This window comes from Variovorax sp. DXTD-1 (genome assembly GCF_003984625.1).
Taxonomy (GTDB): domain Bacteria; phylum Pseudomonadota; class Gammaproteobacteria; order Burkholderiales; family Burkholderiaceae_C; genus Variovorax.
In genome coordinates this window covers 97,985-112,406 of record NZ_RWKH01000003.1, presented here as the reverse complement: position 1 = coordinate 112,406, position 14,422 = coordinate 97,985, and the positions used below count along the sequence as shown (strand labels likewise).

Sequence of the window (14,422 nt, the reverse complement as noted above, 5' to 3'; positions counted from 1 at the left end):
CAGCAGCGCTAGCCCGCCAGCGTCGCCTTCAACGTGATCTCCGGCACGCTGGCCAGCGCCTTCGACAGCGGGCAGCCCGCCTTGGCAGCGGCTGCGATCTGCTGGAACTTGGCTTCTTCCAGATTGGGCACGGTGGCGTCGAGCTCGAGCGCGATGCGGTCGATCTTGAAGCCCTCGCCGTCCTTGGCCAACCGCACGGCGGCTCTGGTGTCGACCTTGGTGGCCGTGAAGCCTTCTTTCTCGAGCGCGAAGGCAAAGGCCATCGTGAAGCAGGCCGCGTGGGCTGCGCCGACGATCTCCTCGGGATTGGTGCCTCGCTTGTCGTCCTCGAAGCGGCTCGCGAAGCCGTAGGGGTAGTCCTTGAGGGCGCCGGTCTCGGTGCTGATCTGGCCCTTGCCGGTCTTGCCGGCGCCTTCCCAGTGAACGCTTGCGTGCTTGTCTGCTGCCATGAGAGTTCCTTCTTTGCGGTGGATGGATGGAGGGACCGACAGGTATCACCTGAAAAGCCCGCCGTGTCTGTAGTCGCACGGCGCGTGCGCGGTATGTCCAAAGTGCGAAGAATGGGCGTCACCAAGGTGACGCTCCGGGGGGCTTCCCCGATGGGAGCCGCGGCCGGGGCGGCTTAGGCTGCGGGCTGCTTTTTTCCTTTCCCTCCTTCGTCCGTCTGCCTTGACCATGCAACAACGCCCGCACCACAAGTTCTGGCCCAAGCGCCTCCCGCATTCGATCACTGTTCCCGCCACCTCGCTGTGGCACAACCTCGCGACCTCGGCGGCGCGCTACCCCGACAAGGCCGCGCTCGTGTTCTTCGGCCGCGTGATGAGCTACCGCGAATTCGCCGGCCAGGTCGAGCGCCTGGCAGGCACGCTGCATGCGCTGGGCGTCAAGCGCGGCGACCGGGTGGTGCTCAATATGCAGAACTGCCCGCAGCTGGTGATCGCGCATTTCGCGATCCTGCGCGCCAACGCCGTGGTGGTGCCGGTCAACCCGATGAACCGGGCCGAAGAGCTCAAGCACTACATCGTCGACCCCGATGCGAAGGTGGCCATCACCACCGGCGACCTGGCCGGCGAGCTGGCCAAGGCCAGCAACGCGCTGCCGCCCGAACAGCAGCTCGACCACCTCATCGTGACCCAGTTCACCGACGCCTTCGACGCCGATGCAAACGGCGACGACGCGCCCGCGCCGGCATGGAAAGAGTGGCTCACCACCCGCCACCCGCTGCCCGAACTGGCGCAAGGCAAGGCCATGGCCTGGACCGATGCGCTGGCGGCCGGCCACGCGGCGCCCGAGCATGCGGTGGGCGCCAACGACATGGCACTGCTGCCCTACACCAGCGGCACCACGGGTCTTCCCAAAGGTTGCGTGCATCACCATTCGAGCCTCATGCACAACGCGGTGGCCGGCCAGCTCTGGGGCCAAGCCACGTCCGAAGCGGTGGTGCTGGCCGTGGTGCCCATGTTCCACATTACCGGCGTGGTGAGCATGATGCACACCTCCATCCTTGCGGCGGGCACGCTGGTCATCATGCCGCGCTGGGACCGCGAGGTGGCAGGGCGGCTCATCTCGCGCTGGAGGGTCACGAGCTGGACCAACATCCCGACCATGGTGATCGACCTCATGGCCAGCCCCAACTTTGCGAGCTACGACTTGTCGAGCATCACGCACATCGGCGGCGGCGGCGCCGCCATGCCGCAGGCCGTGGCGCAGCGCCTGTTCGAGCAATACGGCCTCAAGTACCAGGAGGGCTACGGCCTTACCGAAACCGCGGCGCCGTCGCACACCAACCCGTCGGACCACCCCAAGCAGCAGTGCTTGGGCATCCCCTTCATGAGCACCGATGCGCGCGTGGTCGACCCCGACACGCTGGCCGAAATGCCCGTCGGTGAATCGGGCGAGATCATCATCCATGGCCCGGAGGTGTTCCAGGGCTACTGGAAACGGCCTGACGCGACGAAGGCGGCTTTTGTCGAATTCGAGGGCAAGCGCTTCTTCCGCTCAGGCGACATGGGCCGCATGGACGAGGACGGCTATTTCTTCATCACCGACCGGCTCAAGCGCATGATCAACGCGAGCGGCTTCAAGGTGTGGCCCGCCGAGGTCGAGCTGCTGATGTTCCGCCACCCCGCCATCCAGGAGGCCTGCGTCATCTCCACCAGGGACAGCTACCGCGGCGAATCGGTCAAGGCGGTGGTGGTGCTGCGCGCCACGCACAAGAACACCACCGAGCAGGAAATCATCGACTGGTGCCGCGAGAACATGGCCGTCTACAAGATTCCGCGCAAGGTGCAGTTCGTCGACGCGCTGCCCAAGAGCGGCAGCGGCAAGGTGATGTGGCGGCTGCTGCAGGAAGACGAGAACGAGACTGTCGCGTAACAGCGGGTTCGTGGGCGGGGGCCGGGGCAGTTCGCAACGAGAATCCGTGGCTTTCTCCGCCACGTTCCTTTTCTCTCTCTGCTCCATGCGTTTGCGTTCTCTCGCCGCCGTCTGCCTCGCGCTCCTGCCCCTGCTTTCGCCCCAGTTGTCGCACGCGGCCACGCCGCGAACCTGTCTCGTCGTGGGCATCAGCGACGGCGACACGCTCACGGCCCGCTGCGGGCGCTTCGGCTCCTACGAGGAAGTGAAGGTGCGCATCGCCGCCATCGACGCGCCGGAACGAGCCCAGCCCTACGGACAGCGCAGCAGGCAGGCCCTCAGCCGCCTGTGCTACTTCGAGCAGGCCGTGATCACCGAACGCGACACCGACCGCTACGGCCGCACGGTGGCCGACGTGAACTGCGACGGCCAGGACGCCGGAACGCGGATGGTGGCCGAAGGGTGGGCCTGGGTGTACGACTTCAACGGCATCGCCACGCGGCGCGGCGGCGGATTGTTCAAGCTGCAGGAAAGCGCGCGTGCACAGCGCCTGGGCCTGTGGGCCGGTGCCAAGCCGACTGCGCCGTGGGAGTGGCGGCGGCGCCAGCGCGAGACCGCATCGTCGAACGACTTTCTGTTCTGAGCTGTTCGAGAGAAGCCGTCGGAACAGCGCCTCAGCAGGCGCCCCCATAAAAGCAGCGCAGCGAGGGCACCAAAACACCTGCGAGAAAACTGATGGCGCACACCACCAGCATCAAGAGCGCGAACATGCGAAGGCCTTCAGCGCTCCAGCGCGGCGCGAAGATGCTGACCAGAAAGCCCGAGGCAAAGGTGCCTTCGAGCCATGTAGCGCCGCCCCAGCGCAAGACCCACAGCCAGAACACCGCGTCGAGTGCATGCAGGGCAATCCACAGGGTCAATGACATGTCAGGCGAAGCCCTTGCGGCTTTTGCGGCTGGCTAAGACTCGCTCTTGCCCTGCACGTCAGCCACCACGCGCGCGTTGCGCTGGAAGCTCCAGTAGGCGCTGGCCCAGTCCATCATCACGACGATGCGGTTGCGAAAGCCGATCAGGAAGTACGCGTGCGCAAACAGCCAGAAGAGCCATGCGAGCCGCCCGCTGAAGCGCAACGGACCGAAGGGCGTGCCCAGGTCGACGACCGCCGAGTTGCGGCCGATGGTCGCGAGGTTGCCGTAGTCGCGGTAGCGAAAGGGCACTGTGGGCGTGCCGGCAATGCGGCGAAGAATGTTCGAGGCGGCGGCGCGGCCCATCTGCTTGGCACCGGGCGACACGCCCGGCACGGGCTTGGGCGGCTTGCCGGGCGCGTAGCTCATGGCGGCCGCAAGGTCACCGACCACGCTGATTTCCGGGTGGCCGGCCAGGCTCAGGTCGGGCTCGACCTTGATGCGGCCCGCGCGATCGCATTCGGCGCCGGTCGCTTCGCCCAGCATGCGGCCGAGCGGCGAGGCCGCAACGCCCGCTGCCCACACCACGCAACTGCTCTCGATGCGGTAGCTGGTGGCCGGTGCGCCGTCCGCGCCGCCGCCTGACTGCACTTCGAGTCCGTTGGCGTCGATGGCGGTCACGCGCGCATTGAGCCGCACTTCGACGCCGAGTTTTTCAAGCTGCTCCAGCGCCTTCTGGCTCAGGCTCTCGGGCATGGCCTGCAGCACGCGCGGGCCGCCTTCGACCAGCAGCACCTGCGCGCTGCCCGGATCGATGTGGCGGAACTCCCCGGAAAGGGTGTGCTTGGCAATTTCGGCCAGGGTGCCGGCCATTTCGACGCCGGTCGGCCCGGCGCCGATCACCACGAAGGTCAGCAGCGCGCGGCGGCGCTGCGGGTCGGTGGCGGTTTCGGCCGCCTCGAACGACATCAGCACGCGCCGGCGGATCTCGAACGCATCGGCCAGCGTCTTGAGGCCCGGCGCGAGGGGCGCCCATTCGTCGTGGCCGAAATAGCTGTGCGTGGCGCCGGCCGCGACGATCAGGTGGTCGTAGCTCACCCGGCTGCCGTTGGTCAGCTGGACCGCGCGGGCTGCCGCGTCGATGGCGCTCACTTCGCCGAGCAGCGTGGTGATGCGCGGCTGCTTGCGGAAGAGGGCGCGCACCGGCGCCGCGATCGACGGCGCGGCCAGCCCGGCGGTTGCCACCTGGTAAAGCAGGGGCTGGAACAGGTGGTGATTGGTTTTCTCGATCACCGTCACGTCCACGTCGGCGCTGTCGAGCCTGCGGGCCGCTTCGAGCCCGCCGAAACCGCAACCGACGATGACGACGTGGGGGCGGGCGGAGGCGTTGTTCGTTTGCATCGAACGGATGATACGCAGCCGCCCTGCACGCCGGCGCGTCTTGTGCCAAAGTGGCTGCCCCCACCGATTTGACGCCCCCGCCGCAAGAGAGCCAGGGCGAGAACTTGTCCTACGTGCAGCGGCAATACGAATCGGCTACAACGAGCGGCTGACCCGACTGGAGACTCCATGACGCTTTCCCGGCCGATCACCCAGGCGGCGAGCGCATTGCGCGACAAGTTCCGCGAAGTGCGAGCTGCCAGCCTGGCGCTCGCCGCGCCGCTGTCCGCCGAAGACCAGTGCATCCAGTCGATGCCTGATGCAAGCCCCACCAAGTGGCATCTTGCGCACACCACGTGGTTCTTCGAGACCGTGCTGCTCCAGCCTCACGCCGCGGGCTATCGGCCCTTCGACGTGCGCTTTCACTACCTCTTCAACTCGTATTACGAGGCGCTCGGCCCGCGCCACCCGCGGCCGCAGCGCGGGCTGCTCACGCGCCCCTCGGTGGACGAGGTGCATGCCTATCGCAGCCACGTCGACGAGGCGGTGCTCGCCTTGCTCGACCGCGACATCGGCGAGCAGGACTGGGCCGCCATCGAGCCCATCGTCACGCTGGGCCTCAACCACGAGCAGCAGCACCAGGAGCTGTTGCTCACCGACATTCTTCATGTGCTGTCATGCAACCCGCTGCTGCCCGCCTACAAGTCGGCAGCGGGTCCGGCCCTGCGACTGGCCGCTGTGCCGCCGGCCATGCGCTGGCTGCCGCAGACGGGCGGGGTGGTCCAGGTCGGCCATGAGGGGCCGCAGCTGGGTTTTGCCTTCGACAACGAAACGCCGCGCCATGCCGCGCTGCTGCAGCCCTATGCCATTGCCGACCGGCTGGTGAATTGCGGCGACTACGCCCAGTTCGTTGCCGACGGGGGCTACAAGCGGCCCGAACTCTGGCTGTCCGACGGCTGGGCCGCGGTGCAGGCGCAGGGCTGGCAGCACCCGGCTTATTGGCTCGCGCCCGACGATCCGCGGCTCGGCCCGCAGCAGCACCAGGGCGGCTGGCAAGTGTTCGGCCTGCACGGCGTGCGGCCCATGGAAGCCGATGCGCCCGTCTCGCAGCTGAGTTTTTATGAAGCCGCCGCGTATGCCGAATGGGCCGGCGCGCGGCTGCCCACCGAGTTCGAGTGGGAGGCCGCCTTCGACGCCCCCGGCATCTCGCAGATGACCGGCCACGTCTGGCAGTGGACGCGTTCGTCGTACGACCCGTATCCCGGTTTCAGGCCCATGCCCGGTATTGCCGCCGAATACAACGGCAAGTTCATGGTGGGTCAACTGGTGTTGCGCGGTGGCAGCGTGGCCACCCCGGTTGGGCACACGCGGCCCAGCTACCGCAACTTCTTTCCGCCGGCGGCGCGCTGGCAGTTCTCGGGGCTAAGGCTCGCAAAAGACGTCTGAATCATGCGCAATCCAACATCCTCGTCCTCCTTCTCGTTCGCCGCCGCACAACAGCAGCGTAAGCCCGCGGCGCCAGCCACCGCCGCAGCGGCAACGAGCGAGCCGCTCTGCGAATTCGGCCGTGCGATGCTGGCGGGCCTTGCGCGCAAGCCGCGCAGCATTTCACCCAAGTTTTTTTACGACGCGGCCGGTTCGCAGCTGTTCGACCGCATCTGCGAGTTGCCGGAGTACTACCCGACGCGAACCGAGCTGCGCATCCTCGGCGAATGCGCCGGGGAGATCGCCGAGCAGATCGGCCCCGGTGCCGAGATCGTGGAGTTCGGTGCCGGCTCCCTGACCAAGGTGCGGCTGCTGCTGGATGCGCTCGAGGCGCCCAAGCGCTATTTGCCCATCGACATTTCGGGCGAACACCTGCAGGCCGCCGCCGCACGGCTGAAGGCCGACTACCCCGAACTGGTGGTGCAGCCGATTGCGGCGGACTACACCATGCCGCTGGTACTGCCGGCGCCGATGCCCGGCGCGGGCAAACGCGTCGGGTTTTTTCCGGGCTCGACGATCGGAAATTTCGAGCCTGAAGAGGCGCTGGCTTTTCTGCAGCTTGCGGCGCGGATGCTGCGAGGAGGCGGGCTGCTGATCGGCGTCGACCTGGTGAAGGACCCGGCTCGTCTGCATGCGGCGTACAACGATGCGCAAGGGGTGACGGCTGCGTTCAACCTGAATTTGCTGCGGCGCGCCAATGCCGAGCTCGATGCCGACTTTGACCTTGATGGCTTTGCGCATTCGGCGTTCTACAACGCGCCGAGACAGCGGATCGAGATGCACTTGGTGAGCCGTCGGGACCAGGCTGTTTCACTGCACGGTGAGCGGTTCGGGTTCGAGGAAGGGGAGACGATTCATACCGAGTACTCGCACAAGTTCACTGTGGATGGGTTGCGGGCGCTGGCTGTGAAGGCGGGGTTTCGGCCGCTGGCGGTTTGGACGGATCCTGAGAGGCTTTTTAGTGTGCATTGGTTGGGGGCCTGACTTTGGGTCTTTAGCTGGTTTGTGTTCCGAGGCCGGGTTTCGCCCCGGCGGGCGACTCACTTTCTTTTGCTTCGCCAAAAGAAAGTAAGCAAAGAAAAGGCGACCCCACTGTCTGCGACCCCTGCGCTTCGCTACGGGGCAACCTGTGGTGCTCGCGTTTCGCGGGGTCCGCAGAACTCGCTTCGCTCAAACAGCTGCGGCCCTGATCCGCGAAACGCTGCGCTCCTCGGCGCATACAGAGGGGCTTGGAAACCGAACGGGCCTTTGCTTCGCTCGGCGACCAAGCCACTGCGGTGCTGCGCGCCGCGGTGGTTGGTATCGGCTGTTGGCTGTTCGTGTTGGGGCCGAGCGAAGCGACGGCTGCCCGCTCCCACCCCTTCTGTATGCGCCGAGGAGCGCAGATGGAGGCGGGATCAGGGCCGCAGCTGTTTGAGCGAAGCGAGTTCTGCGGACCCCCGCCGGAGTCGAGCACCGCAGGTTTCCCCGTAGCGAAGCGCAGGGGACGCAGACAGTAGGGGTCGCCTTTCTTTGCTTACTTTCTTTGGCGAAGCAAAGAAAGTGAGTCGCCCGCCGGGGCGAGACCCGGCCTCGGGAAGCAAACCAAGCCCACCAACAAGCCGGGCCCAAAGCCAAAGGGCACAATATCCCTTCCCCGTGGAGAGCAACACATGAAAGCAACCTGGAACGGCGTCACCATCGCCGAAAGCGACGACACCGTGCTCGTCGAAGGTAACCACTATTTCCCGATGAGCTCGCTGAACCGCGACCACGTCACCTTCAGCAACCACAAGACCACCTGCCCCTGGAAGGGCACGGCCAGCTACTACTCGCTGCTGGTCAATGGGGAGCTGCACACCGATGCCGCCTGGTACTACGCAGACCCCAAGCCCGAAGCCGAAGAAATCCGTGATCGCGTCGCGTTCTGGAAGGACGTGAAGGTCACCGCGTCGTGACCAACGCTGCCTTCGCACCGCCGTTCATCCAGCCGGCCGAACTGCTGCCCGCGCTGCGCGAACAGGGCTATGCAGTGCTCAGCCCGCAAGGCGTGAGCGACTGGCTCGGCGTGCCGCTTCGTGACCTGGAAGCACTGCACGCCGATTGGAACGATCTTCCACCGGATGAATACCTGAAAGACGGCGGCCGCTACCGCACGCGGCGCCATGCGTGTTTCACCGTCGAGGACGAGGCGATTGCGCAGGTGCCGCATCGTGCGCACTGGCAGCCGGTCGAATACAACGCGCTGCACGGCGGCATGCAGCGCTGGTTTGCGCCCATGCACGAGGCCACGGTGGCGCAGCCGGTGTGGCAGCGCCTGCTGCAGCGGCTGGGCGAAGCGGCAAGCGGCATGCGCAATGCCGCGGCGCTACCGTGGTTTGTCGAGGCGCACCAGTTCCGCATCGACACCGCGGGCGGCATCGGCCGGCCCACGCCCGAAGGCGCGCACCGCGACGGTGTCGACCTGGTGGCGGTGGCGCTGGTGGGGCGCAGCGGAATCAAGGGCGGCGAAACGCGCGTGTTCGAGGCCAACGGAAGGCGCGGCGAGCGGTTCACCATGACCGAGCCGTGGACGCTGCTGCTGCTCGACGACGCACGCGTGATCCACGAGTCCACGCCCATCCAGCCGACCGAGGAGGGGGCCGCCGGCTGGCGCGACACCCTCGTGGTTACCTGCCGCGCTCAGGGTTTCCAGGGGGATTGACCCCGCTGGCTTGAGTCCTACAGTCACGCCCCGGCCAAGGGGTTAAATTGGAGGCCCGGTTCGGTTGCGAGCCGCGCCTGTCTGCGAACGAACGAAAGTGAGGTCCGCCATGTTCAATCACATCCTGGTTCCGATCGACGGCTCCGAAACTTCCATGCTCGCGGTCAGCAAGGCCAGCGGCCTGGCGCTGGCGTTCGGAAGCCGCATCACGTTGATCCACGTGATCGACAACTATCCCTTCATTGGCGTGGGTGCGGACTACGCGCTCGGCCAGAACGAATACCTGGCTGCGGCCACCGCAAGCGCCAATGCGGCGCTCGCGCGCGGCGTGGCCGCGCTTGCGGCCGAAGGCCTGCACAGCGACCAGCGCGTGATCGACGGCCACGTGGTGCACGAAGGCATCGTCGACACCGCCATTGCCATTGCGGCCGACCTGATCGTGATGGGCTCGCATGGCCGCAGCGGCATCGAGAAGCTGCTGCTCGGCAGCGTGACCCAGCGCGTGCTCCAGGACGCACCGATGCCGGTGCTCGTGGTTAAGGGCGGGCTGTAGAAAAAAGAGAAGAAAAAGAAAGAAGAAGAGGAGCGAAATCCGGCTGGCTCTGAAAGCGAAGCATCTGCTGCGTTGCTGGGTGCACGAAGCCCAGCTCGCTCGCATGCAGCAGCAGGCGCGGGGCGCGCGCCTGGACCTCGGCACTGCCATAGAGCGCATCGCCCAGGATTGGATGGCCAATAGACAGCAGATGCACGCGCAGCTGATGCGAGCGGCCCGTGAGGGGCTCCAGCAGCACATGCGTCGCCGCAGTTTCTCCATCGGCTGTTGAAGAAAGCGCCCGCCAGCGCGTGACGCTCGGCTTGCCCGCGGGGTCTACCTTCTGCAACGGGCGCCGCGGCCAATCGGCCATCAGCGGCGCATCGATGACGGACCATTCATCGCGCACCGGCATGGCGCCATCGACGACGGCCTCGTAGCGCTTGTGCACCACCCGGTTGGCAAACGCATCGCCGAGCGCCCGCTGCATGGCGGCGCCGCGCGCCATCAGCACGAGCCCGCTGGTCGCCATGTCCAGCCGGTGAACGATCAGCGCATCGGGCCACCGCTGCATGGCGCGCGCGCTCAGGCAGTCCTGCTTGTCTTCGCCGCGTCCCGGCACGCAAAGCAGGCCCGCAGGCTTGTTCAGCACCAGCAGGTGGGCGTCTTCGTGAACGAGGTCGATAAGAAGGTCGGTGTCGGGCATGGATGCGGCAGAGTGTAGAGAGGAGAAGGCGGAAGGAGAGCCCGCCCTCATGCGAGGCTCATGAAGCCTCGGCTATCCTCGAACGAATGTCCGGCCCCGTTTCTCCTGCCTCTCCTTCTCCCATTTCCGCCGCCGTTCCCGCGCCCCCGAGCTTTGCCCAACTCAGGCGCGAGCGTCCGTTCATGCAGCTGTGGGTGGCGCGGCTTTTCGGCACCGCGGCGTCGCAGATGCTTTTGGTGGCCATCGGCTGGCACATGTACGAACTCACCAGCAGCGCCTGGGATCTCGGCCTCGTCGGCCTCTACCAGTTCGTTCCCGCATTGCTGCTGGCGCTGCTGGCCGGCCACGTGGTCGATCGCCGCCATCGTGGCCGCATCGTGGCGGCTTGTTTTGCGGTGCAGGGCGTGGTGGCATTGGTGCTGCTGCTTGCTGTGGCGCAGCGCTTCGATACGCGCGGCCTGCTGCTGGGGCTGTCGCTGGTGCTCGGCGCGGTGCGGGCCTTCCAGATGCCGGCGCAGCAGGCGCTGACGCCGCTCCTGGTGCCGCCCACCATGCTGCCGCGGGCCATGGCCTTCAGCTCGGCCGGCATGCAGGGCGCAATCATCGGCGGGCCGGCGCTCGGCGGCCTGCTGTTCGTGGCGGGCATGGCGCTGGTATACGGCGCGAGCGTGCTGTGCTTTGCCATTGCCTGCGTGCTGGTGCTGCGGCTGCGCTATGCCCATACCCCGGCGGCGCGCGAGCCGGTCACGCTGGCCACGGTGTTCGCGGGGGTCAATTTCATCTGGAAGCGCAAGCCCGTGCTCGGCGCCGTCTCGCTCGATCTTTTCGCGGTGCTGCTGGGCGGCGCCGTGGCGCTGCTGCCCATCTACGCCAAGGACATCCTGCACACCGGGCCATGGGGCCTTGGGCTGCTGCGCAGCGCGCCCGCTGTGGGCGCGCTCGTGATGTCGATTGCGCTCACGCGCCGGCCCATCGAGCGCCACATCGGACGCACGCTGCTGATTGCCGTCGGGCTCTTCGGGCTGTGCATGGTGGTGTTCGGCATTTCGCGCAGCTTCGTCGTTTCGCTGATTGCGCTGGCGGTGTCCGGCGGGGCCGACATGGTCAACGTGGTGATCCGCCAGACGCTCGTGCAGCTTGAAACGCCCGACGCCATGCGCGGCCGGGTGAGTGCGGTCAATTCGATCTTCATCGGCGCCAGCAACCAGCTGGGCGAGTTCGAATCGGGCGCCACGGCCGCGCTGCTGGGGCCGGTGGGCTCGGTGGTGCTGGGCGGCGTGGGAACCATGATGGTGGCGCTGGGCTGGTTCAAGCTGTTCCCGTCGCTCGCGCAGCGGGACCGGCTGGTGGTCGCGATGCCGGCCCAGACAGTCAAGCAGAGTTGAGCAGGGCCGGTCTCAGAAGACCGAAAACGCCTTCGGCGCCTCGATTGCCAGATCGCTTTGCGCCTCGGCCACGCAGGGCAATATCCAGCCCTCGGCCTTTTCTTCGGCGCTCAGGCCTGGCCATTCGACGGTGTGGCGTATCGAGCCCGACAGCAGCTGGCAGATGCAGGTGCGGCAGGTGCCGTTGCGGCAGGAGCTCGGCATTTCGATGCCGGCTGATTCGGCCGACTTCAGGAGCGTGGTGCCGGCCTCGGCCTCGAAGCCGAGGCCCGACGGTTCGAGCCGGACCCTCATCGCTGCGGGGGTTGCTGTTGCTGCTGCTCGCGGCGCTGTTCGCGCAGCATGAAGAGATAAAGGCTTTCGACCTTCTCGCGTGCCCACGGCGTCTTGCGCAGGAACTTGAGGCTGGAGCCCACGCTCGGCTCGAAGGTGAAACAGCGGATGGGAACGAGATGGCCGAGCTGTTCCCAGCCGTAGTAGTCGGCCAGCGCCGTGACGATGGCTTCCAGCGTGAGCCCGTGCAACGGGTTCCGCGGCTGGGCCGGCTTGGCGGGCGCTGGCTTTTCGTCGGTCACTTGTTCTTGAGCTTGCCGCGCGGAATGACCGCGGTGGTGATCGTGCGGACCGGCTCGATGCCGCCGGTGCCCGCGGGCTTGGGCGGCGAAGTGTCCTTCTTCGGTTTCTTGGCTTCCTTGTTCGCGCGTTGTTGACCCTTGGCCATATCTACCTCCTGTTGATGTGTGTCTGGTGCGTGTGCAACAAGCAGTTTAGCGGTGCGGCGACAATACCCGGTTCCATTTGATTTTCCGCATTCATGTCAGATTACGAAGTTCGCCCCGCCACGATGCGCGACGCCAAGGCCGTCGCCGAAGTCCACACCCTGGCCGCCCAGGCTGCCTACCAGGGCATCCTGCCCGAGGAAGAGCTGCGCACGCTGGCCCCCGCCACCCGCGAAGCCAAGTGGCGCGAAGCCATCGAGTTCAGCGAGCCGCAGGTGCAGGTTGCGGTGCTGGGCGGCGAGATCGTCGGCTTCGTCGGCTTTGACCGCTCGCGCGATCCCAAGACGCCTTCCACCGCAGGCGAGATCTGGGCCCTTCATGTCAAGCCCGAGCATTGGGGCAAGGGCCTCGGCGTGGCGCTCTGGGACGCCGCGCGCGAGGGCCTCGAAGAAGAAGGCTGCACCACCGTGACCGCGTGGGTGCCGATTCGCAACGACCGCGCCATGCGCTTTTTCGAGCTCGCCGGTTTCAAGCGCGAAATGAAGACCGCCAAGACCACGGCGCTCGGCACGGTGCGCGTCGAAGAAATCCGCCTCAAGCGCAACGTCGTCTGACGCGCCTGCCGCGTACGGGTATTGCCGGCGAGGGCCGCGGTTGCGGCTAAGCTCGCCGATTCTTTTTTTACACCGACCATTGCCATGGCCACCAGCCTGCTTCTGCTGCTCGACGACATCGCCACCGTTCTGGACGACGTCTCGATCCTCACCAAGGTAGCCGCCAAGAAAACGGCCGGCGTTCTGGGCGACGACCTCGCGCTCAATGCGCAGCAGGTCTCGGGCGTCAAGGCCGACCGCGAGCTGCCGGTGGTCTGGGCGGTGTGCAAGGGCTCGTTCGTCAACAAGCTCATCCTGGTGCCCGCGGCGCTGGCCATCGGCACCTGGTTGCCGTGGCTCGTCACGCCGCTGCTGATGATCGGTGGTGCGTTCCTCTGCTTCGAAGGCTGCGAGAAGCTGGCCCACAAGTTCCTGCACAAGCAGGAGCACGAGGCTGACACCGCGCGCCACGAGCGGGCGGTGGCCGACGAGACCATCGATGTGGTCGCCGTCGAGAAGGACAAGATCAAGGGCGCGGTGCGCACCGACTTCATTCTTTCGGCGGAAATCATCGCCATCACGCTGGGCACTGTTCAGGGCCAGCCCTTCGTCACGCAGTTCACGGTGCTCGCGGGCATTGCGCTGATCATGACCGTCGGTGTCTACGGCCTGGTGGCCGGCATCGTGAAGCTCGACGACGCGGGCCTTTACCTGAGCCAGCAGGCCAGCAAGGCCGCGCAGGCCCTGGGCCGCGGCATTCTGGTTGCGGCGCCCTGGCTCATGAAGGGGCTGTCGATTGCGGGCACCGCCGCCATGTTCCTCGTGGGCGGCGGCATCCTGGTGCACGGCGTTCCCGCATTCGGCCATGCGGTCGAACACTGGGCCGAAGCCACCGGCGGTGTGTTCGGCGCGCTCGGATCGATGGGCGTGAACGCGGGTGTCGGCCTTGTTGCCGGCGCCGTGGTGCTTGCGGTGGTCGAACTCATCAAGAAGCTCCGCCGCTGAGCGCGGCGCGGCATTTTTACTAACGCCGCGCCTTGGCGCGCTGCACCAGGTCGACCACGATCAGCGCCACGCCCAGCGCAAGGGCGAACCAGCCGACCACCGACGCGCCCGCCACCATCTCGAACCACCGCGTGCCTTGCAGGAAGCGCGGCCCCAGCAGCACGGCGGCACCGATCAATACGCAAAGAATGCCGCGTTCGAGCGTGCGGAGTTGTCTTGAAGCCATGGTGTCGTGGAGTCGCTGGTGAAGATCGGCAGGTGCGCCATTGTCGCAAGACGAATGCGCTGCAGAATCGAACGGCAAAACCTCCAAGGAACCGCATGACCATCGAGATCGCCAAGGAAGCACGGCAGCAAGCCATCGCATCGATCGAGCGCTACTTCCGCGAGAACATGGAAGAGCCGATCGGGAACATCGCCGCCGGCGCGCTGCTCGGTTTCTTTCTCGAGGAGGTCGGGCCCATCGTCTACAACAAGGCGGTGGCCGACGTGCAGGAGCGCCTCCAGGCTCGCATCTCGGAGGTCGACCTCGAAGTGCACGAGGATGAATTCCAGTACTGGCGCAAGTTCGACCGGCAGAAAAAGGGCAAGTGACCGGGGCGTCTGGAGCGAGCGAATGCGCCAGCGGGCGTTGTGCAGGGACGACGCGGGCGCAGCATGCTGAGGCCGGGCTT

The 14,422-nt window shown here is 66.5% G+C and carries 19 protein-coding genes; 11 read left to right on the top strand and 8 right to left on the bottom strand.

Annotated elements, in window-relative coordinates; translation table 11 throughout:
• Positions 1-8: 8 nt before the first annotated feature.
• On the bottom strand, positions 9-449 hold the full coding sequence (locus EJI00_RS04010) for an OsmC family protein (RefSeq protein ID WP_126746180.1): 441 nt from the start codon (positions 447-449) through the stop codon (positions 9-11).
• 226 nt (positions 450-675) lie between these two features.
• Here EJI00_RS04010 and EJI00_RS04005 point away from each other — a divergent pair, with 226 nt between their 5' ends.
• Together EJI00_RS04005 and EJI00_RS04000 are read left to right on the top strand one after the other, a co-directional pair.
• Positions 676-2,376 (top strand): long-chain fatty acid--CoA ligase, encoded by a 1,701-nt coding sequence (locus EJI00_RS04005; RefSeq protein ID WP_126746179.1) that lies wholly within the window; start codon positions 676-678, stop codon positions 2,374-2,376.
• Between the two features lie 85 nt (positions 2,377-2,461).
• Positions 2,462-2,998 (top strand): thermonuclease family protein, encoded by a 537-nt coding sequence (locus tag EJI00_RS04000; RefSeq protein ID WP_126746178.1) that lies wholly within the window; start codon positions 2,462-2,464, stop codon positions 2,996-2,998.
• A gap of 31 nt (positions 2,999-3,029) precedes the next feature.
• On the opposite strand, the gene EJI00_RS03995 is transcribed toward EJI00_RS04000, so the two are convergent.
• Positions 3,030-3,281 (bottom strand): hypothetical protein, encoded by a 252-nt coding sequence (locus tag EJI00_RS03995; protein WP_126746177.1) that lies wholly within the window; start codon positions 3,279-3,281, stop codon positions 3,030-3,032.
• 33 nt (positions 3,282-3,314) lie between these two features.
• Positions 3,315-4,661 carry an NAD(P)/FAD-dependent oxidoreductase gene (locus EJI00_RS03990; RefSeq protein WP_126746176.1) on the bottom strand — a complete coding sequence of 449 codons (1,347 nt, stop codon included), beginning with the start codon at positions 4,659-4,661 and terminating at the stop codon, positions 3,315-3,317.
• 168 nt (positions 4,662-4,829) lie between these two features.
• On the opposite strand from EJI00_RS03990, the gene egtB reads away from it, so the two are divergent.
• The 5 genes from egtB to EJI00_RS03960 all read left to right on the top strand — a co-directional run bounded on the left by egtB (position 4,830) and on the right by EJI00_RS03960 (position 9,361).
• Positions 4,830-6,086, top strand: coding sequence for an ergothioneine biosynthesis protein EgtB (gene egtB / locus EJI00_RS03985; RefSeq protein ID WP_126746175.1), 1,257 nt, complete (start codon positions 4,830-4,832; stop codon positions 6,084-6,086).
• Between the two features lie 3 nt (positions 6,087-6,089).
• Positions 6,090-7,109: an L-histidine N(alpha)-methyltransferase gene (egtD, locus tag EJI00_RS03980; protein WP_126746174.1), complete on the top strand. Its 1,020-nt coding sequence runs from the start codon at positions 6,090-6,092 to the stop codon at positions 7,107-7,109.
• Positions 7,110-7,777: 668 nt separating this feature from the next.
• Complete coding sequence (locus tag EJI00_RS03970; protein WP_015866436.1) at positions 7,778-8,062, top strand: DUF427 domain-containing protein; 285 nt, start codon at positions 7,778-7,780, stop codon at positions 8,060-8,062.
• A complete protein-coding gene (locus EJI00_RS03965; RefSeq protein ID WP_126746173.1) occupies positions 8,059-8,808 on the top strand; it encodes a 2OG-Fe dioxygenase family protein in 750 nt (249 codons plus the stop codon). The genes EJI00_RS03970 and EJI00_RS03965 overlap by 4 nt, the downstream gene beginning before the upstream one ends.
• A 109-nt stretch (positions 8,809-8,917) precedes the next feature.
• Positions 8,918-9,361: a universal stress protein gene (locus EJI00_RS03960; RefSeq protein ID WP_015866434.1), complete on the top strand. Its 444-nt coding sequence runs from the start codon at positions 8,918-8,920 to the stop codon at positions 9,359-9,361.
• Here EJI00_RS03960 and EJI00_RS03955 read toward each other — a convergent pair.
• A complete protein-coding gene (locus EJI00_RS03955; protein WP_126746172.1) occupies positions 9,345-10,046 on the bottom strand; it encodes an RluA family pseudouridine synthase in 702 nt (233 codons plus the stop codon). The two genes, EJI00_RS03960 and EJI00_RS03955, sit on opposite strands and share 17 nt — an antisense overlap.
• Before the next feature lie 86 nt (positions 10,047-10,132).
• Between EJI00_RS03955 and EJI00_RS03950 the strand changes: the two genes are divergently transcribed.
• The gene (locus EJI00_RS03950) at positions 10,133-11,431 is read left to right on the top strand and encodes an MFS transporter (protein WP_126746171.1); all 1,299 of its coding nucleotides are present in this window, start codon (positions 10,133-10,135) and stop codon (positions 11,429-11,431) included.
• 12 nt (positions 11,432-11,443) lie between these two features.
• On the opposite strand, the gene EJI00_RS03945 is transcribed toward EJI00_RS03950, so the two are convergent.
• From EJI00_RS03945 to EJI00_RS25015, 3 genes are read right to left on the bottom strand one after another with little or no spacing between them, the layout of a single operon-like run.
• Positions 11,444-11,725: a 2Fe-2S iron-sulfur cluster-binding protein gene (locus EJI00_RS03945; protein WP_126746170.1), complete on the bottom strand. Its 282-nt coding sequence runs from the start codon at positions 11,723-11,725 to the stop codon at positions 11,444-11,446.
• Positions 11,722-12,006 carry a VF530 family DNA-binding protein gene (locus EJI00_RS03940; RefSeq protein WP_126746169.1) on the bottom strand — a complete coding sequence of 95 codons (285 nt, stop codon included), beginning with the start codon at positions 12,004-12,006 and terminating at the stop codon, positions 11,722-11,724. The genes EJI00_RS03945 and EJI00_RS03940 overlap by 4 nt, the downstream gene beginning before the upstream one ends.
• Positions 12,003-12,152 (bottom strand): hypothetical protein, encoded by a 150-nt coding sequence (locus tag EJI00_RS25015; protein WP_164547877.1) that lies wholly within the window; start codon positions 12,150-12,152, stop codon positions 12,003-12,005. The genes EJI00_RS03940 and EJI00_RS25015 overlap by 4 nt, the downstream gene beginning before the upstream one ends.
• Before the next feature lie 93 nt (positions 12,153-12,245).
• On the opposite strand from EJI00_RS25015, the gene EJI00_RS03935 reads away from it, so the two are divergent.
• Positions 12,246-12,764, top strand: a complete 519-nt coding sequence (locus EJI00_RS03935) for a GNAT family N-acetyltransferase (RefSeq protein ID WP_126746168.1) — start codon at positions 12,246-12,248, stop codon at positions 12,762-12,764.
• 84 nt (positions 12,765-12,848) lie between these two features.
• Positions 12,849-13,748, top strand: coding sequence for a DUF808 domain-containing protein (locus tag EJI00_RS03930; RefSeq protein WP_126746167.1), 900 nt, complete (start codon positions 12,849-12,851; stop codon positions 13,746-13,748).
• A gap of 19 nt (positions 13,749-13,767) precedes the next feature.
• On the opposite strand, the gene EJI00_RS03925 is transcribed toward EJI00_RS03930, so the two are convergent.
• Complete coding sequence (locus tag EJI00_RS03925) at positions 13,768-13,974, bottom strand: hypothetical protein (RefSeq protein ID WP_126746166.1); 207 nt, start codon at positions 13,972-13,974, stop codon at positions 13,768-13,770.
• A gap of 95 nt (positions 13,975-14,069) precedes the next feature.
• Between EJI00_RS03925 and EJI00_RS03920 the strand changes: the two genes are divergently transcribed.
• Complete coding sequence (locus EJI00_RS03920; protein ID WP_126746165.1) at positions 14,070-14,342, top strand: DUF2164 domain-containing protein; 273 nt, start codon at positions 14,070-14,072, stop codon at positions 14,340-14,342.
• Positions 14,343-14,422 lie beyond the last annotated feature (80 nt).

Bases quoted from the DNA above. Each gene is read 5' to 3' on its own strand.
- EJI00_RS04010 (WP_126746180.1), bottom strand. From the start codon at position 449: ATGGCAGCAGACAAGCACGCAAGCGTTCACTGGGAAGGCGCCGGCAAG.
- EJI00_RS04005 (WP_126746179.1), top strand. From the start codon at position 676: ATGCAACAACGCCCGCACCACAAGTTCTGGCCCAAGCGCCTCCCGCAT.
- EJI00_RS04000 (WP_126746178.1), top strand. From the start codon at position 2,462: ATGCGTTTGCGTTCTCTCGCCGCCGTCTGCCTCGCGCTCCTGCCCCTG.
- EJI00_RS03995 (WP_126746177.1), bottom strand. From the start codon at position 3,281: ATGTCATTGACCCTGTGGATTGCCCTGCATGCACTCGACGCGGTGTTC.
- EJI00_RS03990 (WP_126746176.1), bottom strand. From the start codon at position 4,661: ATGCAAACGAACAACGCCTCCGCCCGCCCCCACGTCGTCATCGTCGGT.
- egtB (WP_126746175.1), top strand. From the start codon at position 4,830: ATGACGCTTTCCCGGCCGATCACCCAGGCGGCGAGCGCATTGCGCGAC.
- egtD (WP_126746174.1), top strand. From the start codon at position 6,090: ATGCGCAATCCAACATCCTCGTCCTCCTTCTCGTTCGCCGCCGCACAA.
- EJI00_RS03970 (WP_015866436.1), top strand. From the start codon at position 7,778: ATGAAAGCAACCTGGAACGGCGTCACCATCGCCGAAAGCGACGACACC.
- EJI00_RS03960 (WP_015866434.1), top strand. From the start codon at position 8,918: ATGTTCAATCACATCCTGGTTCCGATCGACGGCTCCGAAACTTCCATG.
- EJI00_RS03955 (WP_126746172.1), bottom strand. From the start codon at position 10,046: ATGCCCGACACCGACCTTCTTATCGACCTCGTTCACGAAGACGCCCAC.
- EJI00_RS03950 (WP_126746171.1), top strand. From the start codon at position 10,133: ATGTCCGGCCCCGTTTCTCCTGCCTCTCCTTCTCCCATTTCCGCCGCC.
- EJI00_RS03945 (WP_126746170.1), bottom strand. From the start codon at position 11,725: ATGAGGGTCCGGCTCGAACCGTCGGGCCTCGGCTTCGAGGCCGAGGCC.
- EJI00_RS25015 (WP_164547877.1), bottom strand. From the start codon at position 12,152: ATGGCCAAGGGTCAACAACGCGCGAACAAGGAAGCCAAGAAACCGAAG.
- EJI00_RS03935 (WP_126746168.1), top strand. From the start codon at position 12,246: ATGTCAGATTACGAAGTTCGCCCCGCCACGATGCGCGACGCCAAGGCC.
- EJI00_RS03930 (WP_126746167.1), top strand. From the start codon at position 12,849: ATGGCCACCAGCCTGCTTCTGCTGCTCGACGACATCGCCACCGTTCTG.
- EJI00_RS03925 (WP_126746166.1), bottom strand. From the start codon at position 13,974: ATGGCTTCAAGACAACTCCGCACGCTCGAACGCGGCATTCTTTGCGTA.
- EJI00_RS03920 (WP_126746165.1), top strand. From the start codon at position 14,070: ATGACCATCGAGATCGCCAAGGAAGCACGGCAGCAAGCCATCGCATCG.